18 protein-coding genes and 2 tRNA genes are annotated in these 15,973 nt (G+C 55.7%); 10 read left to right on the top strand and 10 right to left on the bottom strand.

All coding sequences use genetic code 11. The features are described from left to right. Window positions 1-126: 126 nt before the first annotated feature. The 7 genes from JO226_RS22965 to JO226_RS22935 all read right to left on the bottom strand — a co-directional run bounded on the left by JO226_RS22965 (window position 127) and on the right by JO226_RS22935 (window position 5,738). Complete coding sequence (locus JO226_RS22965) at window positions 127-906, bottom strand: TatD family hydrolase (protein ID WP_296407862.1); 780 nt, start codon at window positions 904-906, stop codon at window positions 127-129. Next, window positions 903-1,946, bottom strand: coding sequence for a patatin family protein (locus tag JO226_RS22960; RefSeq protein WP_367273578.1), 1,044 nt, complete (start codon window positions 1,944-1,946; stop codon window positions 903-905). The genes JO226_RS22965 and JO226_RS22960 overlap by 4 nt, the downstream gene beginning before the upstream one ends. Before the next feature lie 123 nt (window positions 1,947-2,069). Further along, on the bottom strand, window positions 2,070-2,231 hold the full coding sequence (locus JO226_RS22955) for a DUF1328 domain-containing protein (protein WP_007373037.1): 162 nt from the start codon (window positions 2,229-2,231) through the stop codon (window positions 2,070-2,072). Window positions 2,232-2,535: 304 nt separating this feature from the next. Beyond that, on the bottom strand, window positions 2,536-4,125 hold the full coding sequence (prfC, locus tag JO226_RS22950; protein WP_296407848.1) for a peptide chain release factor 3: 1,590 nt from the start codon (window positions 4,123-4,125) through the stop codon (window positions 2,536-2,538). Between the two features lie 89 nt (window positions 4,126-4,214). After that, window positions 4,215-4,895, bottom strand: a complete 681-nt coding sequence (gene yjjG / locus JO226_RS22945) for a pyrimidine 5'-nucleotidase (RefSeq protein ID WP_296407845.1) — start codon at window positions 4,893-4,895, stop codon at window positions 4,215-4,217. A gap of 14 nt (window positions 4,896-4,909) precedes the next feature. Beyond that, complete coding sequence (gene rimI, locus JO226_RS22940; RefSeq protein WP_296407843.1) at window positions 4,910-5,356, bottom strand: ribosomal protein S18-alanine N-acetyltransferase; 447 nt, start codon at window positions 5,354-5,356, stop codon at window positions 4,910-4,912. Next, complete coding sequence (locus JO226_RS22935) at window positions 5,325-5,738, bottom strand: DNA polymerase III subunit psi (RefSeq protein WP_296407842.1); 414 nt, start codon at window positions 5,736-5,738, stop codon at window positions 5,325-5,327. Before JO226_RS22935 ends, rimI begins: the two co-directional genes overlap by 32 nt. Window positions 5,739-5,841: 103 nt before the next feature. Between JO226_RS22935 and rsmC the strand changes: the two genes are divergently transcribed. From rsmC to fhuF, 5 genes are all read left to right on the top strand, one after another. Continuing rightward, the gene (rsmC, locus tag JO226_RS22930) at window positions 5,842-6,870 is read left to right on the top strand and encodes a 16S rRNA (guanine(1207)-N(2))-methyltransferase RsmC (protein WP_296407840.1); all 1,029 of its coding nucleotides are present in this window, start codon (window positions 5,842-5,844) and stop codon (window positions 6,868-6,870) included. Between the two features lie 145 nt (window positions 6,871-7,015). Further along, window positions 7,016-7,102 (top strand) — tRNA-Leu (locus JO226_RS22925). A gap of 30 nt (window positions 7,103-7,132) precedes the next feature. After that, window positions 7,133-7,219, top strand: a tRNA-Leu gene (locus JO226_RS22920). A 311-nt stretch (window positions 7,220-7,530) separates the two neighbouring features. Next, window positions 7,531-8,595, top strand: coding sequence for a GGDEF domain-containing protein (locus JO226_RS22915; protein WP_296407838.1), 1,065 nt, complete (start codon window positions 7,531-7,533; stop codon window positions 8,593-8,595). 103 nt (window positions 8,596-8,698) lie between these two features. After that, window positions 8,699-9,487: a siderophore-iron reductase FhuF gene (gene fhuF / locus JO226_RS22910; RefSeq protein WP_296407836.1), complete on the top strand. Its 789-nt coding sequence runs from the start codon at window positions 8,699-8,701 to the stop codon at window positions 9,485-9,487. A 47-nt stretch (window positions 9,488-9,534) separates the two neighbouring features. Here the strand turns inward: fhuF and JO226_RS22905 are convergent, their stop codons facing one another. The 3 genes from JO226_RS22905 to JO226_RS22895 all read right to left on the bottom strand — a co-directional run bounded on the left by JO226_RS22905 (window position 9,535) and on the right by JO226_RS22895 (window position 12,411). Next, window positions 9,535-10,878 carry a PTS sugar transporter subunit IIC gene (locus tag JO226_RS22905; RefSeq protein ID WP_296407835.1) on the bottom strand — a complete coding sequence of 448 codons (1,344 nt, stop codon included), beginning with the start codon at window positions 10,876-10,878 and terminating at the stop codon, window positions 9,535-9,537. Window positions 10,879-11,050: 172 nt separating this feature from the next. Next, complete coding sequence (bglJ, locus tag JO226_RS22900; RefSeq protein WP_296407832.1) at window positions 11,051-11,734, bottom strand: DNA-binding transcriptional activator BglJ; 684 nt, start codon at window positions 11,732-11,734, stop codon at window positions 11,051-11,053. Beyond that, window positions 11,695-12,411, bottom strand: coding sequence for a response regulator transcription factor (locus tag JO226_RS22895; protein WP_296407893.1), 717 nt, complete (start codon window positions 12,409-12,411; stop codon window positions 11,695-11,697). Before JO226_RS22895 ends, bglJ begins: the two co-directional genes overlap by 40 nt. Before the next feature lie 347 nt (window positions 12,412-12,758). Between JO226_RS22895 and JO226_RS22890 the strand changes: the two genes are divergently transcribed. The 5 genes from JO226_RS22890 (at window position 12,759) to JO226_RS22870 (ending at window position 15,947) form a co-directional block, all read left to right on the top strand. Then, the gene (locus tag JO226_RS22890) at window positions 12,759-13,535 is read left to right on the top strand and encodes a threonine/serine exporter ThrE family protein (protein WP_296407891.1); all 777 of its coding nucleotides are present in this window, start codon (window positions 12,759-12,761) and stop codon (window positions 13,533-13,535) included. After that, complete coding sequence (locus JO226_RS22885) at window positions 13,526-13,999, top strand: threonine/serine exporter (protein ID WP_296407829.1); 474 nt, start codon at window positions 13,526-13,528, stop codon at window positions 13,997-13,999. The genes JO226_RS22890 and JO226_RS22885 overlap by 10 nt, the downstream gene beginning before the upstream one ends. A 116-nt stretch (window positions 14,000-14,115) precedes the next feature. Beyond that, on the top strand, window positions 14,116-14,655 hold the full coding sequence (gene dnaT, locus JO226_RS22880; RefSeq protein ID WP_296407826.1) for a primosomal protein DnaT: 540 nt from the start codon (window positions 14,116-14,118) through the stop codon (window positions 14,653-14,655). Window positions 14,656-14,657: 2 nt separating this feature from the next. Then, entirely contained in the window at window positions 14,658-15,395 is a 738-nt protein-coding gene (gene dnaC, locus JO226_RS22875) for a DNA replication protein DnaC (RefSeq protein WP_296407825.1), read from the top strand. A gap of 60 nt (window positions 15,396-15,455) precedes the next feature. Continuing rightward, the gene (locus tag JO226_RS22870; protein WP_296407823.1) at window positions 15,456-15,947 is read left to right on the top strand and encodes a DUF2501 domain-containing protein; all 492 of its coding nucleotides are present in this window, start codon (window positions 15,456-15,458) and stop codon (window positions 15,945-15,947) included. The last annotated feature ends 26 nt before the right edge of the window (window positions 15,948-15,973 follow it).

Below are 15,973 nucleotides of genomic sequence, written 5' to 3'. Positions count from 1 at the left end.
TGCGTCACATTGAGGCCGCCGATTATAACGGCCAGAAACTAATGTGCTTGCTTCAGTTCACAGGTTTTACGCAAATCAGAGAAAGGAAAAACGTATAATGAGATCTTCGTCACTGAAAGTAGTGCACTATAAGCCAGCAAATAGTGTTCTCGTATTTCTTATCAGCGCATCCGCAATCACGGCTGGCGCTTCGCTACGCAGCGCGCACAACGCATCAAACACCAGGGCGACGCGCTCAGGGCGGTTCGGCTGCCCCTGAAAACCGTTTAGCGGCATGTCCGGCGCGTCCGTTTCCAGCAGCAGCGAAGAGAGCGGGAGACGCGTCATCACCTCACGTGTTTTACGCGCGCGCGGCCAGGTAATCGTGCCGCCGACGCCGATGTAGTAGCCCAGTTGCACAAAGCGCTCCGCCTGCTGCAGGCTGCCGGCAAAACCGTGCACCACGCCGGTTCGCGGCAGGTTATACCGCTTCAGATGCATCGCCAGCTTGTCATGCGTCCGCCGGGAGTGGAGGATGACCGGTAAGTCATAGCGTTTTGCCATCGCAAGCTGAGCCTCAAACACCGCCTGCTGGCGCGTAAACTGCGGTTCATCCCGATACAGGTCAAGGCCAATTTCACCCACCGCTACCAGCTTTTCCGGCTGCTGTTTCAACCAGTTTTCCAGTGTCGCCAGGCTGTTGTCATCGTGCTGTTCAATCACGATCGGGTGCAGCCCCAGCGCGGCATACAGCGGCGCATGAGCATCGACAAGCGCCATCAGCGCCGCAAAACGGGATGCCTGCGTCGCCGGAATGACGATCTGCGCGACCCCGGCCTGCTCTGCACGCGCCAGACTTGCCGGGACATCATCAGCAAAGGGGGGAAAATCAAAGTGGCAATGGGTATCGATAAAACGCAGGCTCACGCCGAATCCTCATTATCAAATTGCGCGCCGCGCTGAACATCGTTTGCCGCGGCCGTGGGCGTCGAGATGACCGATACCCGGGTGGCGCTGCGCGGCGTATAGCGGCGAAGCGGCGGCCTGTCGGAAAGCAATTTGCCCATGGTTGCCAGGAAGTAGCGCCCGCACTGGCGGCCGGTATTGTAGTCCTCCTGTAATGCAGGAAGGCGGCTGCCGAGCGCCATGCTGCGCAGCGGTTTCGGCGGGTAAATTTCCAGAACCCGAACTTTACCCGGCGGCTTTTCGATAAACCGCTGAATGGCATGGTAGGTCTTTTCGTGGTGTTGCACCAGGTGGACATACGGCTGCAGGCTGCTTTCACCCAGCCAGCGTTCCACACGCTTAAACCATTGCGGGGTGTAGTACATCTGTGAAGGCACGGTGCGGATAACCACAATCGTTTTCGCGCCGCGTTTCGCCGCTTCCTGTACCGGAATCGCGTCGCTGACGCCGCCATCGAGATAGTTCACCCCGTCAAGCGTCACCCCGGTCCGATAAAAACCCGGGATCGCGCTGGACGCGCGGATGAGATCAAGCCAGGTCTGATGGGTCGGTGAAAAATAGCCTGGCGTATAATCGTCGCCGCGACAGGCGCACATAAAGAACGATTTTCCCTCGTCGAAACGCTGCGCGGCGACGTCCATCGCCAGCGGCATTTTGCGGGAGGTGGCCTCCTGCAACCAGTCAAGATCGATAAGGTTTCCGCCACGAACGAAGCGCATCGGGTCGAAAAAGTCCCGCGTGGTGGTGTAACGGGTAATCACCTTACGCGCATAGCCCGACTGATTACAGACGTAAGCGGAAAGGTTTTGCGCCCCCGCTGAGGTGCCAAACCAAAAATCGAAAGGGTTAAACCTCGCACGCATGAACTCATCCAGCACTCCGGCGGTAAAAATGCCGCGCTGACCACCCCCTTCGCAGACCAGCGCCATCGGCCCTGGACAGAAAGGCGTAACGGAGAGTGCAGCGATGTTTCCAAGCGTCACTGGAATTCGCTGTCCCACACTGCTTTCCTGTGTTGATTTTTTTGTCACATCACCATAACGCAGTTTTCAGCGCGCTGGCACTCATAAAGCCAGTCCGCTGGACTGGCTTTATGTTACGAAGCATGAACGGCGTCCTGTGCGCTAAGGACGTCGGCGTCCCATAAACAGGCTCACAAGGAACAGAATAATCCCGACAATAAAGACGATTTTTGCCGCACCGGCCGCGGTGCCCGCCAGGCCGCCAAAGCCCAGCGCCGCCGCAATAAGCGCGATAACCAGAAAGATAATGCCCCAACGAAACATACGCCTCTCCTTACTTATCGAGCGATCAATCCTCTGCCCTGCGCTGTCGGCAACCAGTGAATTATGCGGTGAGAGATAAATGTGATGGGTTAATACGCCAACGAAAAAGCGTAATCAGGCGAATTAAACCAGCAAATTTGTCATCACTTTGTTAAATATAGGACATAATCAGCGAGCCGCTCAGAAAAACGAGTGAAAAACAACCAGGCAGGGATAAGGCGCGGCGTAATTAAGAACTTTCCGCAACGAAATCAACGGGCAGGATGACAACAAGAGCACGGCGGACGCCGTGCTCTGCAGAGGATTAGTGCTCGCGCGTTTTACGGAACGTCACGTCAGGGTAACGCTCCTGGGTCAGGTTAAGGTTAACCATGGTTGGCGCGATATAGGTAAGATTATCGCCGCCGTCCAGCGCCAGCTGCACTTCGTTCTTACGTTTAAACTCTTCGAATTTCTTCACGTCGGTGCTTTCCACCCAGCGAGCGGTCGCCACGTTGACCGATTCATAAATCGCCTCAACGTTGTATTCGCTCTTCAGGCGCGCCACGACCACATCAAACTGCAGCACGCCCACCGCGCCGACGATAAGATCGTTGTTGGCGATGGGACGGAAGACCTGCACAGCGCCCTCTTCAGACAGTTGCACCAGCCCTTTCAGCAGTTGCTTCTGCTTCAGCGGATCTTTCAGGCGGATACGACGGAACAGCTCAGGGGCGAAGTTCGGGATACCGGTGAACTTCATCATCTCACCCTGGGTAAAGGTGTCGCCTATCTGGATAGTGCCGTGGTTATGCAGGCCGATGATGTCGCCCGGATACGCCTCTTCCACGTGGGAGCGGTCACCCGCCATAAAGGTCAGCGCATCGGAGATAACAACATCTTTGCCGATACGCACCTGACGCAGCTTCATGCCCTTCTCATACTTCCCGGATACGACGCGCATAAACGCCACACGGTCGCGGTGTTTCGGGTCCATGTTGGCCTGAATCTTGAAGACGAAACCGGTGAATTTCTCTTCTTCGGCTTCCACTTCACGGGTGTCGGTTTTACGCGGCATCGGCGCAGGCGCCCACTCGACGAGACCATCAAGCATATGGTCAACGCCGAAGTTGCCGAGTGCGGTCCCGAAGAACACCGGCGTAATCTCGCCGCTCAGGAACAGCTCTTTGTCGAACTCGTGAGAAGCGCCTTGCACCAGCTCCAGCTCATCGCGCAGTTGGGCCGCCAGATCGTCGCCCACCGCCTTGTCAAGCTCCGGGTTGTCCAGACCTTTCACAATGCGGACTTCCTGGATAGTGTGGCCTTTACCGGTCTGGTACAGGTAGGTTTCATCTTTATACAGATGGTACACGCCCTTGAACAACTTGCCGCAGCCGATGGGCCAGGTGATCGGCGCGCAGGCGATTTTCAGCTCATTTTCCACTTCATCCAGCAGCTCCATCGGGTCGCGGATGTCACGGTCGAGTTTGTTCATAAAGGTCAGGATCGGCGTATCGCGCAGACGGGTGACTTCCATCAGCTTACGCGTCCGGTCCTCAACGCCTTTTGCAGCATCGATAACCATCAGACAGCAGTCCACCGCCGTCAGGGTACGGTAAGTATCTTCCGAGAAGTCTTCGTGACCCGGGGTGTCGAGCAGGTTCACCAGGCAGTTCTGATACGGGAACTGCATTACGGAGGTGGTGATAGAGATACCACGCTGCTTTTCCATCTCCATCCAGTCCGATTTCGCATGCTGGCTGGAGCCGCGGCCTTTGACCGTACCGGCGGTCTGGATAGCCTGTCCGAACAGCAGGACCTTCTCGGTGATCGTCGTTTTACCGGCGTCCGGGTGAGAGATGATGGCAAAAGTGCGGCGCTTGGCCACCTCCTGCAAATAAGGAGACAACGTCATAGTCAGTTCTTCTTAAATAGGCGCGGCAGTGCCGTGCATGTTGAATTTGAAAAATGCGGCTATTTTACCCGGCAGGCGGGGACAGGCAATCAATGTTTACACAGGAGTTGCTCCAGCTCGCTAAGGGAGGTCACCGTCCATGTCGGCTTGATATGTTCCGGCAGTTCCTGCTGATGCGCATTCAGCCAGCAGGTTGAGAGCCCTGCGTTATTGCCGCCGAGAATGTCAGAGGCTGCCGTATCGCCCACCATCAGCACGCGCGAGCGGTCCGGGTTGCCGGCCTGCTCCAGCGCGTAATCAAAGATGCGCGCATCCGGCTTTGCCACGCCGACTTCTTCAGAAATAATCAACAGCTCGAAGTGGTCGCGAAGCCCGGTCCGCTCAAGGCGGATCTGCTGCAGCGAGGTAAAGCCGTTGGTGATAATGCCCATTTTGACTTTTCCCTGTAGCGCATCGAGCAGCGACACAGCCCCCGGCAGCGGCGAGCAGATCTCAGCCATCGCGTTCATAAAGGCATCGTTAAGCTCGCCGGGATTGACGTTTAGACGCGTAGCCCAGCTGTCAAAACGCTGGTGCTGCAGTTGCAGCGAGGTGATGGCCCCGTTCTGATAATCCACCCACAGCGGCTTATTAACGGCCTGATAGTCCTGGAAATCTTCGGCGGTAAACGTCACGCTGTAGTCGAGAAACATCCGCTGCAGGCCGCTGAATGAATCAAATGTAAACAGCGTCTCGTCGGCATCAAAGAAAATCCAGTCCCACTTCTTCATCGTTATACCTTGTCTTACATTCTTAAGGGTAAAGCCATAATGACAGCGTCTTCGTGCCCCTCGGCGGTGGGGTAGTAGTTGCGGCGTATCGTCGCCTCGTTAAAGCCTAAGCTTTCATAGAGTGCGATGGCGGCGACGTTCGACGCGCGTACTTCCAGCCACAGCGTCGCGACGCCGCGCTTTTCGACTTCATCAATGACATGTTCGAGTAATTCACGCCCTAACCCCCGGCGTTGCCAGGCCGGATCCACGGCAATGTTAAACAGCGTGGCTTCATCCAGCACCACCTGCGTAATGGCGAAGGCCGCCATCACGCCGTCTACCGCCAGTTGATAGTTGAGGTAGCGCTCACCCTGGTTGCTGGCGAACGTCTGTTCGCTCCAGGGAAAGGCGTGGGCGCGTTTTTCAATCTGCCAGGCGCGCGGTAAATCAGTCAGGCTTAGGGAAGAAATCGTGTTCATGAGCGCAAATTTGTTGCCAGAGCGCGGCGCGAGCCGTAGCGCTGGCCTGCAGTTCGTTAAAAGCCGGGCTGGTGAGTTGAGCGCCTTCCAGCGCTATCGCGTCACCTTCGCCGAGCCGCCAGCTGTTGCAACGACTGCCCTGCGGCAGCATGGCCACACGCTCAGGCGTCAGTTGCAGGACCTGATCGGCCGTCACCGAGAGCGCTCGCAGGACATCGCCCACCATCGGGTCTGTCAGCGGCAGCAGCGCGGCGGCGACGATCACCAGACGAATATGCTCAGGCAGTGAGATAGCGATTTCGCCCTGCAACACCGTCGGGCGACGCAAAGACCACTGGGTGATGCCCAGTTGCTGTAACTGCCAGTCTCGTCGGGATGTCATCGCGTAATTCTCCTGTCTGTCAGGCGCGGAAATATAGCAAATTCGTCGAACTTGCGCCAACAAACCCCTATAATCGCCCCCGTCGATTTTTGAGGATCTTTTTATGTCTGCCATGACCCCGGCAAGTGAAGTCTTGCTGCGCCACAGTGATGATTTCGAAAAAAGCCGTATTTTGTTTGCCGGCGATATGCAGGATGACCTGCCTGCTCGTCTTGATACAGCATTCAGCCGTGCCCATACCCAGCAGTTCCACCACTGGCAGGCGCTCAGCCGCGCCATGGACGATCGCGTGCGTTTCAGCCTGACCGCCGACGCAACGGACGTTGCCGACTGCGATACGCTGGTCTACTACTGGCCGAAAAACAAGCCGGAAGCGCAGTTCCAGTTAACCAATATTCTATCGCTGATGCCTGTCGGCACCGACATCTTCGTGGTGGGCGAAAACCGCAGCGGCGTGCGTAGCGCCGAGCAGATGCTGGCGGAATTCGCGCCGCTGAACAAAGTCGACAGCGCGCGCCGCTGCGGCCTGTATTACGGACGTCTGGAAAAACAACCGACCTTTAACGCCGACGGCTACTGGGGCGGCTACGCGCTGGACAACCTCACCATCAAAACCCTGCCCGGCGTCTTCAGCCGCGACGGTCTGGACGTGGGCAGCCAGCTGCTGCTGTCGACGCTGACGCCGCACACCAAAGGCAAAGTGCTGGACGTGGGCTGCGGCGCGGGCGTACTGGCCGCCGTACTGGCCAGCCATTCGCCGAAGGTTCGCCTGACCCTATGCGACGTGAGCGCTCCGGCGGTAGAAGCCAGCCGCGCGACGCTTGCCGCGAACGGTTTCGAAGGTGACGTGTTCGCCAGCAATGTTTTTTCAGAAGTGACCGGTCGTTTCGATATGATTATCTCGAACCCGCCGTTCCACGACGGCATGCAAACCAGCCTCGAAGCGGCGCAAGCGCTGATTCGCGGGGCGGTTCGCCATCTCAACAGCGGCGGTGAGCTGCGTATCGTCGCCAACGCCTTCCTGCCGTACCCGCAGGTGCTGGACGACACCTTTGGTTTCCACGAGGTTATCGCCCAGACTGGACGCTTTAAGGTCTATCGCACGGTGATGACCCGTCAGGCGAAAAAATAACCGTCCATCTTCTCTGCCTGCGGGCAGAGAAGATGATGTTTTTTGCAGCAATCAGACATTGCGCCACAATTAACTATTGACGAAAAGTGGAAAACCACTAGAATGCGCCTCCGTGGTAACGATTCTTTCATAGAGTCGATGGTATGCGAAGGTGGCGGAATTGGTAGACGCGCTAGCTTCAGGTGTTAGTGTCCTTACGGACGTGGGGGTTCAAGTCCCCCCCCTCGCACCAACGAGGCGATACAATCAGTAAGATGTCTGTGCGAAGGTGGCGGAATTGGTAGACGCGCTAGCTTCAGGTGTTATTGTTCTTACGGACGTGGGGGTTCAAGTCCCCCCCCTCGCACCAGCTTTCTTACTCACTCCCGCGTTTTTCTTTTATCCCATCATTTTCAGATTCATCAGCATTATTCCTTCTGTTAACGCAAGCACTCTTCCGATAACCCGTCACACCCAAGTCCGGCCAGTCTCGTCCCCCTCGCCATGAAGTCACTTTACCTGTGCGCTAATGACAGCCTTGAGTGAAGGTGATAAATTGTGCGGACGATACAGAAAAATCAAGATCTCTGATATTTTTCACGTTATACATTTACGACGTGATAGTGTTTACCCTGGTAGCTGGCGTTTCTGTAATTCCACACTGCATAATGATTTCCTGACATGACAGCACAATCCTGGCGTTCCCTGCGTATCAAAAAATATCAGTTTTCGTTACGCTTGTTTTTATTTCTTAATTTAACATCAGCGCTCATTTCCATGTTCAGCCCATTATCACAGGTGTTTGCCCTGACGATACCGGTAACGCTGATCGCCTTATCCTGCGTTGGGCTGCTGCTCGGGCATTGGGCCTTTTCGCAAAAAAAAATCAATCTTCCGCTGATATCCTTTGCCATTGGCTGCCTTTGGGCATGGCACGTAGCAATTAAGGCGCCGCTATTAGCAGACGCTAATGTTAACTACCTGATCATTTCTCTATTAGGGATATTCTTTATTGGCGTGATTGCCTTTTCGAATAACATTCTCGCCTTCACTCTGCATTCCTTACCGGTACTCATCACCTGCCTGATCATTGACAACGGCGCCCACTGGGTGCGCATGCTGTATTGCATCGCGCTGCCGATAGCCGGGGTGTCCCTGCAAAGTCTTATCCAGAAACGTAATGATGATTTTGCTCAGGGTCTGATGTATAAGCTGCTGGAAGAGCGGCAAACGCTCAACGACCTGAGCATGCTGGACCCTCTTACCGGCCTCTACAACCGCCGCGGCATGCAAAGCCGCCTGCAAACGCTGCTGGGGCTGGATAACAGCGGGCATTTCGTCCTGCTGCTCGATATCGATCACTTCAAAGCCTACAACGATCACTATGGCCATATGATGGGCGACCAGGCGCTGATTCAGGTATCCGCGGCAATCCGCAATGCCGTGCGCTCTCGCGATATCGTCACCCGCTATGGCGGTGAAGAGTTTATGGTGCTACTGACCAACACCACCTCCGATGGCGCCTTGCTCAGCGCCGAGCGTATTCGTCAGCGCGTTTACGATCTCAAAATTCCCCATATGTTTAATCTGACGGTTGCCACCAACGTGACCGTCAGTATTGGCCTGGCGCCGCTTGAAGGCGACGATTTTGAAGCCGCCCTCGAAAATGCCGATAAGGCGCTGTACGAAGCCAAACACATGGGTCGCAACAACATCCTGACCAGCGAGCAGCTGCAACCCGTCTGATATCACGTAAACAAAGGATTTAACACCGATAAGGGTTGCGCAGCGTGTCAGCAATAGATAGCATTGGAAATAATTATCATTTAGATTCCTGGTGCTTATTGTTATGGCGTACCGTACAGCATTCCTGACAGACGCGGTTATCAGGCGCTCCGTACCGCAGGTACCCGCTCCTTCGCTGGCGGATACGCTGCGGAACACGCTGCGCGCGCATCGCCCGCACCTGCTGGAATTTCTGCGACTGGACGAAACGCCGCCGCAATGCGCCATGACGCTCACCGAATGGACCCGCCCCACCGAACTCAGCACGCTGCTGGCCTGTTACTCCGATCATATCTACCGTCATAAGCCGGAACAGCCGCGGGAGAACAAAGCGCTGCTGTCGCTCTGGGCGCAATGGTATATCGGACTGCAGTTGCCGCCGCTGATGCTGGCGTTACTCACCCAGCAGCAGGCTATCAGTCTGTCACCCGAGCACATTCAGGTCGAGTTTCATGAAACGGGCCGTGCAGCCTGCTTCTGGATTGCGGTGCATCAGGATAAAACCGCCCTCTTTGCGCCGCCGGTTAACCGCATGGAAAAACTGGTTACCCGCACGCTGATGCCGGTCGTCAGTGCGCTGGAAGCCACAGGCGATATCAACGGCAAGCTTATCTGGAGCAATACCGGTCATCTGATTAACGGGTATCTGAGTGAGATGAAAAATCTGCTGGGGGATGAACGGGTCGCGACGTTGCGCCAACAGTTGTTCTTCTCCCAACAGCTGTCTGACGGTCAGCAAAACCCGCTCTGGCGCACGGTCGTCATGAGAGATGGACTGCTGGTCCGTCGCACCTGCTGCCAGCGCTACCGACTACCGGACGTTCAGCAGTGCGGCGACTGCACGCTCAGATAGCGCGCTGATGTGCCGGGTGGCGCAAGCGCTCACCCGGCCTGACGCGGTCAGGCAATCTGCTCGTTTTCTTCTGCGGCGCGCAGTACTTCTTCCGCTTCCTGCGCCAGCAACTGTTTCTCATATACTTTGAAGAACGGGTAGTAAATGATGGCGGAAACGCAGGCCAGTACCACCACGAGGATCGCCCCGCGGAAGTCCCAACCCAGCGCCCAGGCCGCACCCACCGGCGCTGGCGCCGTCCACGGCACCACGGAAATCACCCGGCCGATCAGATCCAACTTCATCGTTCCCCAGGCCAGCACGGCGTTCACCATCGGCGCCAACAGGAACGGAATAAAGAACACCGGGTTCATGACGATCGGCGTACCGAAGATAACCGGCTCGTTAATGTTAAAAACGCTCGGTACAATGCTCAGCCGACCGATGGAACGCAGGTGCGCGGAGCGGCTTCGCAGATAGCAGAACACCAGCCCCATCGTCGCGCCGGAACCGCCGATGACGATGAAGAACGTCCAGAACGCCTCCATAAAGATATGCGGCAGCGGCGCACCGTGGGCCAGCGCCGTCTGGTTCATTCCGAGGTTCGTCAGCCAGAACATCTGCAGCATACCGGAGACGATCGCCGCGCCATGAATACCCGCGAACCACAGCAGATGGCCTATCAGCACCGCCAGCAGGATAGCCGGCAACGAATCCGCCGCAGAAACCAGCGGTTTGAATATCGCCATGATCGCCTGTGGGATCAGCATATCGAACTGGCTCTGGATAAACAGGCTTAACGGATAGAGCGTCAGCACCACCACCAGCACCGGGATCAGCAGATCAAAGGAGTTTTTGATCATCGGCGGAACCTGATCCGGCAGACGGATGCCGATATTGCGCACCTTCAGGAAACGCATCATCTCCACGCAGTACACCGCCACCAGGATGGCGGTAAAGATCCCGGTGCCGCCCAGGCTGTCGACCGGCAGCGTGCCGTTGGTTTTTGGCGCCGCCACCAGCAGGAACGCCATGATGGAGAGCATCGCGCACATGAAAGGATCGAGCTGATTTAGCTTTTCGTAATGTTTACCGAGGTTGTAGGCAATCGCCGCGCAGATGTAGATAGACATAATGCCCATCGTCATATCAAACGGCGTCAGAATGCGTCCTTCGAACTGCTTCGCCATATCCAGCCACGCGCGGGCAAAGCCCCAGGTGGTGTCCGGGGAAAACGGCGGGTAGGCAAACACCAACAGAAATGAACCGACAATCATGAACGGCATCGCCGAGATAAAACCATCACGGATAGCCATAACGTGGCGCTGGGACGAAATACGCCCGGCAACCGGACTGACATAGTTTTCGACAAAACGGAAAATCAGATTAAAGGCGGCATGGTTCGCAGACATCGCAGCTCTCCTGACAGGCTAGTGATGTGCTCAGTATTCATCGTCATCAGGCCGACTGCAACCGGTTACAGTAACCGGTTGCAGTGAATGTGAAGAAGATCGAAAAATCTGAAATGTTATAGAATTATTAACACCATTATTTACAGCGTGGTGGGTGACGTCTGCGTGTAGATCAATTCACTTTCAGCGGCGATGACGGATAAAGGTTCCCACGTATTGGTGAATAGTGGAGCATATCCGCAGCGCACAGTAGATCAGTATCCGAACTCACGCCGAGCTTGGTCATCGCATTGAACTTATGCGCGCGGATTGTTTTCGTGTTCCGGGCCAGATGCGCCGCGATCTCAGGAATAGAAAGGCCTTCCGCCATGTAGTAAAGAATGACGCGCTCTGTCGGGCTTAGACCAGGCGTGCCGCCGCGGCAGCTACCGTTAATAATGTTCTCCTGAGGGGACGGCAGAACCTGCAAAAGCGTCTGTAGCTGCTCCGCCAGCTCGCTAATTGCGGCCGATTTACAGAGGATGCCGTGCAGGCTCACCGGTGACAAACCGCGAATCAACCCGGCTTCCCGGCAATCGTCCGAGATAACAATGCGCCTCGCCTGCGGCGACAGCCTGGCGATGCTTTTCAGCAAATAGCTGCTCTCTTTCCTCGATCCCCTGACACAGGAAATGGCATAAATCACAGCAAAACAGGGCCAGCAATGGAATTTCGCTAAAAATTCAGCGGAATTCTTAAAGGCATGAATCTGGTACTGGCTCCCTAAGGTGTGCGTCAGCAGCTGTTGCAATCCCAGTACGGACAACGTACAGGCGTCTATAATAGCGATATGTCGTGTTGCGGCATGTTTTTCCATTCAGCGTGCTCTCCGTAGACGGAATGGAGATTGAGCTCCCTCATCCCCTCCGCGCTGTTAATCCAGGCATACATATCGGCGTTCCCGCGCAGAGACAAACGCCGTATGGCGCTATTTTTCTGGGCGCTGACGGTTTTGTTGCTCTTATGCAGCATCGTCGCGATTTGATTAATCCCCCACCCTTTCGCCAGCAAACGCAATACCTGGCGTTCAGATGCCGTCAGCGAGACGCTTCTGAAAAGCTCGGGCTCAATGGCGCCGCTGCGGAGCACCGCCAGGTTACTGCTGATATAGCCGCTTCCGTTTTCGCGAATTGCCCGAATGACCCCAGCGACAGGTTCCGCATCGGAAAGCAGCGTGCTCTGCGGTCGCATTAGATACTCAACGGCAAGGGGATAAAGCGCATGATTTACCAGAAAAACCCAACGAATATCGGTATATTGCGTCATTAACGCATAATACTGTTCGCAAATATCGCGAGGCTCCGGTGAACCGCCAAAAAGGTCGACCAAAACCAGACTGGCGTGACGCAGTTGCAGCAGCGTTAATTCTTCAATGCATTGATAACAACCGCTTTCATATTCCGGGAAATTATCCCGCATAATAGCGCTCAGGCCAGACTGTATTACGGGTAATTTACTGATTACTATCCCATATCCAGAGTGTGTCGATAGCATAGTTCCCTCCCAGACTCTACCTTCCCTGTTTTCATTTAAACAGCAAAAGAAGCTCCTCATTAAATGAGGCGCTAAATGAAATGAACCCTTACAGCCTAAGTAATATCTCATATCCGGGACAGGAGATTAATAGCTGTGATATTAGAAAAAATTTATTCTGTTGTTAGATTGATTTAATAATTTCAATTTTAATATCAAATTTTGATATATGATTCCTGTGATGAATACTTGCATCACAACCGCCGCCAGCGTTTTTCGTTATGTTTTGGTCTTGCCTGCCGCATACGGGCTCAGGTAAAAGTAACCTATGGACTCGGCATTTTCGGTGAACACTCTCTCAGGCGATGATGGAAGTAGATCAAACAATACAACGACAGGTTACGCGGCTGTGTATTCAATGCGGGCTGTTTTTATTGCAGCACGGCGCGGAAAGCGCGCTGGTGGAAGAGCTCTCTGGCCGCCTGGGGATGGCGTTAGGTATGGACAGCGTTGAAAGCGCGATTTCGTCCAACGCTATCGTGCTGACGACAATCAAAGACGGGCAGTGCCTGACCTCAACCCGCAAAAACAGCGACCGCGGCATTAACATGCACGTGGTGACGGAAGTGCAGCACATCGTCATCCTGGCCGAACACAAGCTGCTCGACTATCAGGACGTGGAAAAACGCTTCGCGCAGATAAAACCGCTGCGCTACCCGCGCTGGCTCGTCGTGACGATGGTGGGGCTCTCCTGCGCCTGCTTTTGCAAGCTGAATAACGGCGGCTGGGACGGCGCCTTTGTCACCTTTTGCGCCAGCACCGTCGCCATGTATATCCGCCAGCTGTTGACCCACCGCGGCCTGCATCCGCAGATTAATTTTTGCATCACGGCGTTTGTCGCCACCACCGTATCGGGCCTGATGCTGCGTCTGCCCAACTTTGTGAATACGCCGACCGTGGCCATGGCGGCCAGCGTGCTGCTGCTGGTTCCCGGCTTTCCGTTAATCAACGCCGTCGCCGATATGTTCAAAGGACATATCAATACCGGACTTGCCCGCTGGGCGATTGCCAGCCTGTTGACGCTCGCCACCTGCATCGGCGTGGTCATGGCGATGACCTTATGGGGATTACGCGGATGGATATAATTCAGTTTGTCATGACGCTGCTCCAGGACATGCTGTTGTCGGCAATCCCCGCCGTCGGCTTTGCGATGGTCTTTAACGTCCCGCACCGCGCTCTGCCCTGGTGCGCCCTGCTCGGCGCTATCGGCCATAGCTCCAGAATGCTGATAATGATGGGCGGTTTTAATATCGAGTGGGCCACGTTTGTCGCCTCAATGCTGGTCGGCAGTATCGGCATTCAGTGGTCGCGCTGGTATCTGGCGCACCCGAAAATCTTCACCGTCGCCGCCGTAATCCCCATGTTTCCAGGCATTTCCGCCTATTCCGCGATGATTTCAGCGGTCAAGATTAGCCATTTCGGCTACAGCGAAACGCTGATGATAAGCCTGCTCACCCACTTTCTTAAGGCTTCTTCCATTGTGGGGGCGCTGTCCATTGGGCTTTCAATCCCTGGACTCTGGCTTTACCGCAAGCGTCCACGGGTATAAATCGCCTGATTTTCCCGCCCGGCGGCAAACGCGCCGGGCAATCTCCTCCCTTGCCCCACTCTGTGCTACTATCTGCCCCATGTTATGCCAGTCGTTATCCCGTTTGAGTAAGCGTTATGTCATCGAGAATTCTGACATCCAATGTCATCGGTATTGATGCCTTTTTGCACGATCCCGAAGCGGCGTTAAACCGTGCCGAAGGCGGCGCGGTGGCGGTGTTCGCCAATAACGCCCCGGCCTTTTACGCCATTGCGCCTGCGCGTCTGGCGCAACTGCTTGAGCTGGAAGCAAAGCTGGCGCGTCCCGGCAGCGATGTCACGTTAGATGCGCAATTCTACGACGAGCCTGCCGATACGCCAGTGGCGGTGCCGATGGGCAAATTCGCCATGTATGCCGGATGGCAGCCGGACGCCGATTTTCAGCGTCTGGCGGCGCTGTGGGGCGTGGCGCTCTCACAGCCGGTCACGCCGGAAGAGCTGGCCGCGTTTACCGCCTACTGGCAGGCGGAAGGTAAAGTGTTTCATCACGTGCAGTGGCAGCAGAAGCTCGCCCGCAGCGTGCAAATTAACCGCGCCAGCAACGGCGGACAGCCGCGGCGCGATCTCAATTCGCTGAGCGAACCCGACAGCCACATTCCCCCCGGTTTCAGAGGTTAAGTATGAAAAACGTTGGTGACCTGATGCAGCGCCTGCAGAAGATGATGCCAAAGCATATCGAACCGGCCTTCAAAACCGGTGAAGAACTGCTGGCCTGGCAAAAAGAACAGGGCGAGCTCCGCTCCGCCGCCCTTGAGCGCGAAAACCGGGCGATGAAAATGCAGCGCACCTTTAACCGCTCCGGCATTCGCCCGCTGCACCAAAACTGCTCCTTCAACAACTACCGCATCGAGTGCGACGGTCAGATGAACGCCCTGTCGAAAGCGCGTCAGTATGTGGAAGAGTTTGACGGCAACCTTGCCAGCTTCATCTTTTCCGGCAAGCCGGGAACCGGGAAAAATCACCTCGCCGCCGCCATCTGCAACGAACTGTTGCTGCGGGGAAAATCGGTGCTGATCATTACGGTGGCCGACATTATGTCCGCCATGAAGGACACCTTCGGCAATCGCGAGACCAGCGAAGAACAGCTGCTCAACGATCTCAGCAATGTGGATCTGCTGGTGATCGACGAGATCGGCGTGCAGACCGAATCCCGCTATGAAAAAGTGATCATCAACCAGATAGTCGATCGCCGATCGTCGTCGAAACGCCCGACCGGGATGCTCACCAACAGCAATATGGACGAAATGACCAAGCTGCTGGGGGAGCGCGTCATGGACCGTATGCGCCTTGGCAACAGCCTGTGGGTGATTTTCAACTGGGACAGCTATCGCAGCCGCGTCACCGGCAAAGAGTATTGAGACTTTTCCTGGCGAAGGCAGCGCTATACTGGCGCAGTTTTCTCTCCTGGAGTTTTTATTATGAAATTCGCAAAAGGTCTTTTGAGCACCACCGTTGTGAGCATCGCACTGCTCTCCACCGCCGCCAGCGCGTCTTCATGGCAGGACACGTTGAACAGCGCCGCCAACGAACTGAGCAGCCAGAGCGGCAGCGCACAGCAGGGCGGGATGTCGCTCTCCTCGCTGACTGGCCTGCTTAACGGCAGCAGCAGCGCCCTGAGCGCCGACAACATGAACAACGCCGCCGGTATTTTAGAGTACTGCGCCAAACAGAAACTGGCCTCCGCCACCAACGTCGACAACGTGAAAAACCAGATGCTGGATAAGCTCGGTCTGGGCGCGGCGGAACAGAAAAAAGACACCAACTATCTTGATGGCATCCAGGGGCTGCTGAATGCCCAGAACGGCCAGCAGTTGAACCTGAGCGCTATCGGCAATTCGCCGCTGGCGGAGCAGGTCAAAACCAAGGCCTGCGACCTCGTCCTGAAACAAGGCGCCAGCTTCCTCTCCTGACCCCGCACCCACTCGCCGCCAGCGCG

This window comes from Pluralibacter sp. (assembly GCF_019237635.1).
Classification (GTDB): Bacteria; Pseudomonadota; Gammaproteobacteria; order Enterobacterales; family Enterobacteriaceae; genus Enterobacter_B.
This window is presented reverse-complemented; position numbering and strand designations above follow the sequence as displayed.

Coding starts and splice junctions, on each gene's coding strand:
- JO226_RS22955 (WP_007373037.1), bottom strand. CDS start 2,231: ATGTTTCGTTGGGGCATTATCTTTCTGGTTATCGCGCTTATTGCGGCG.
- prfC (WP_296407848.1), bottom strand. CDS start 4,125: ATGACGTTGTCTCCTTATTTGCAGGAGGTGGCCAAGCGCCGCACTTTT.
- yjjG (WP_296407845.1), bottom strand. CDS start 4,895: ATGAAGAAGTGGGACTGGATTTTCTTTGATGCCGACGAGACGCTGTTT.
- rimI (WP_296407843.1), bottom strand. CDS start 5,356: ATGAACACGATTTCTTCCCTAAGCCTGACTGATTTACCGCGCGCCTGG.
- JO226_RS22935 (WP_296407842.1), bottom strand. CDS start 5,738: ATGACATCCCGACGAGACTGGCAGTTACAGCAACTGGGCATCACCCAG.
- rsmC (WP_296407840.1), top strand. CDS start 5,842: ATGTCTGCCATGACCCCGGCAAGTGAAGTCTTGCTGCGCCACAGTGAT.
- JO226_RS22915 (WP_296407838.1), top strand. CDS start 7,531: ATGACAGCACAATCCTGGCGTTCCCTGCGTATCAAAAAATATCAGTTT.
- fhuF (WP_296407836.1), top strand. CDS start 8,699: ATGGCGTACCGTACAGCATTCCTGACAGACGCGGTTATCAGGCGCTCC.
- JO226_RS22905 (WP_296407835.1), bottom strand. CDS start 10,878: ATGTCTGCGAACCATGCCGCCTTTAATCTGATTTTCCGTTTTGTCGAA.
- bglJ (WP_296407832.1), bottom strand. CDS start 11,734: ATGGAAAAACATGCCGCAACACGACATATCGCTATTATAGACGCCTGT.
- JO226_RS22895 (WP_296407893.1), bottom strand. CDS start 12,411: ATGCTATCGACACACTCTGGATATGGGATAGTAATCAGTAAATTACCC.
- JO226_RS22890 (WP_296407891.1), top strand. CDS start 12,759: ATGGAAGTAGATCAAACAATACAACGACAGGTTACGCGGCTGTGTATT.
- JO226_RS22885 (WP_296407829.1), top strand. CDS start 13,526: ATGGATATAATTCAGTTTGTCATGACGCTGCTCCAGGACATGCTGTTG.
- dnaT (WP_296407826.1), top strand. CDS start 14,116: ATGTCATCGAGAATTCTGACATCCAATGTCATCGGTATTGATGCCTTT.
- dnaC (WP_296407825.1), top strand. CDS start 14,658: ATGAAAAACGTTGGTGACCTGATGCAGCGCCTGCAGAAGATGATGCCA.
- JO226_RS22870 (WP_296407823.1), top strand. CDS start 15,456: ATGAAATTCGCAAAAGGTCTTTTGAGCACCACCGTTGTGAGCATCGCA.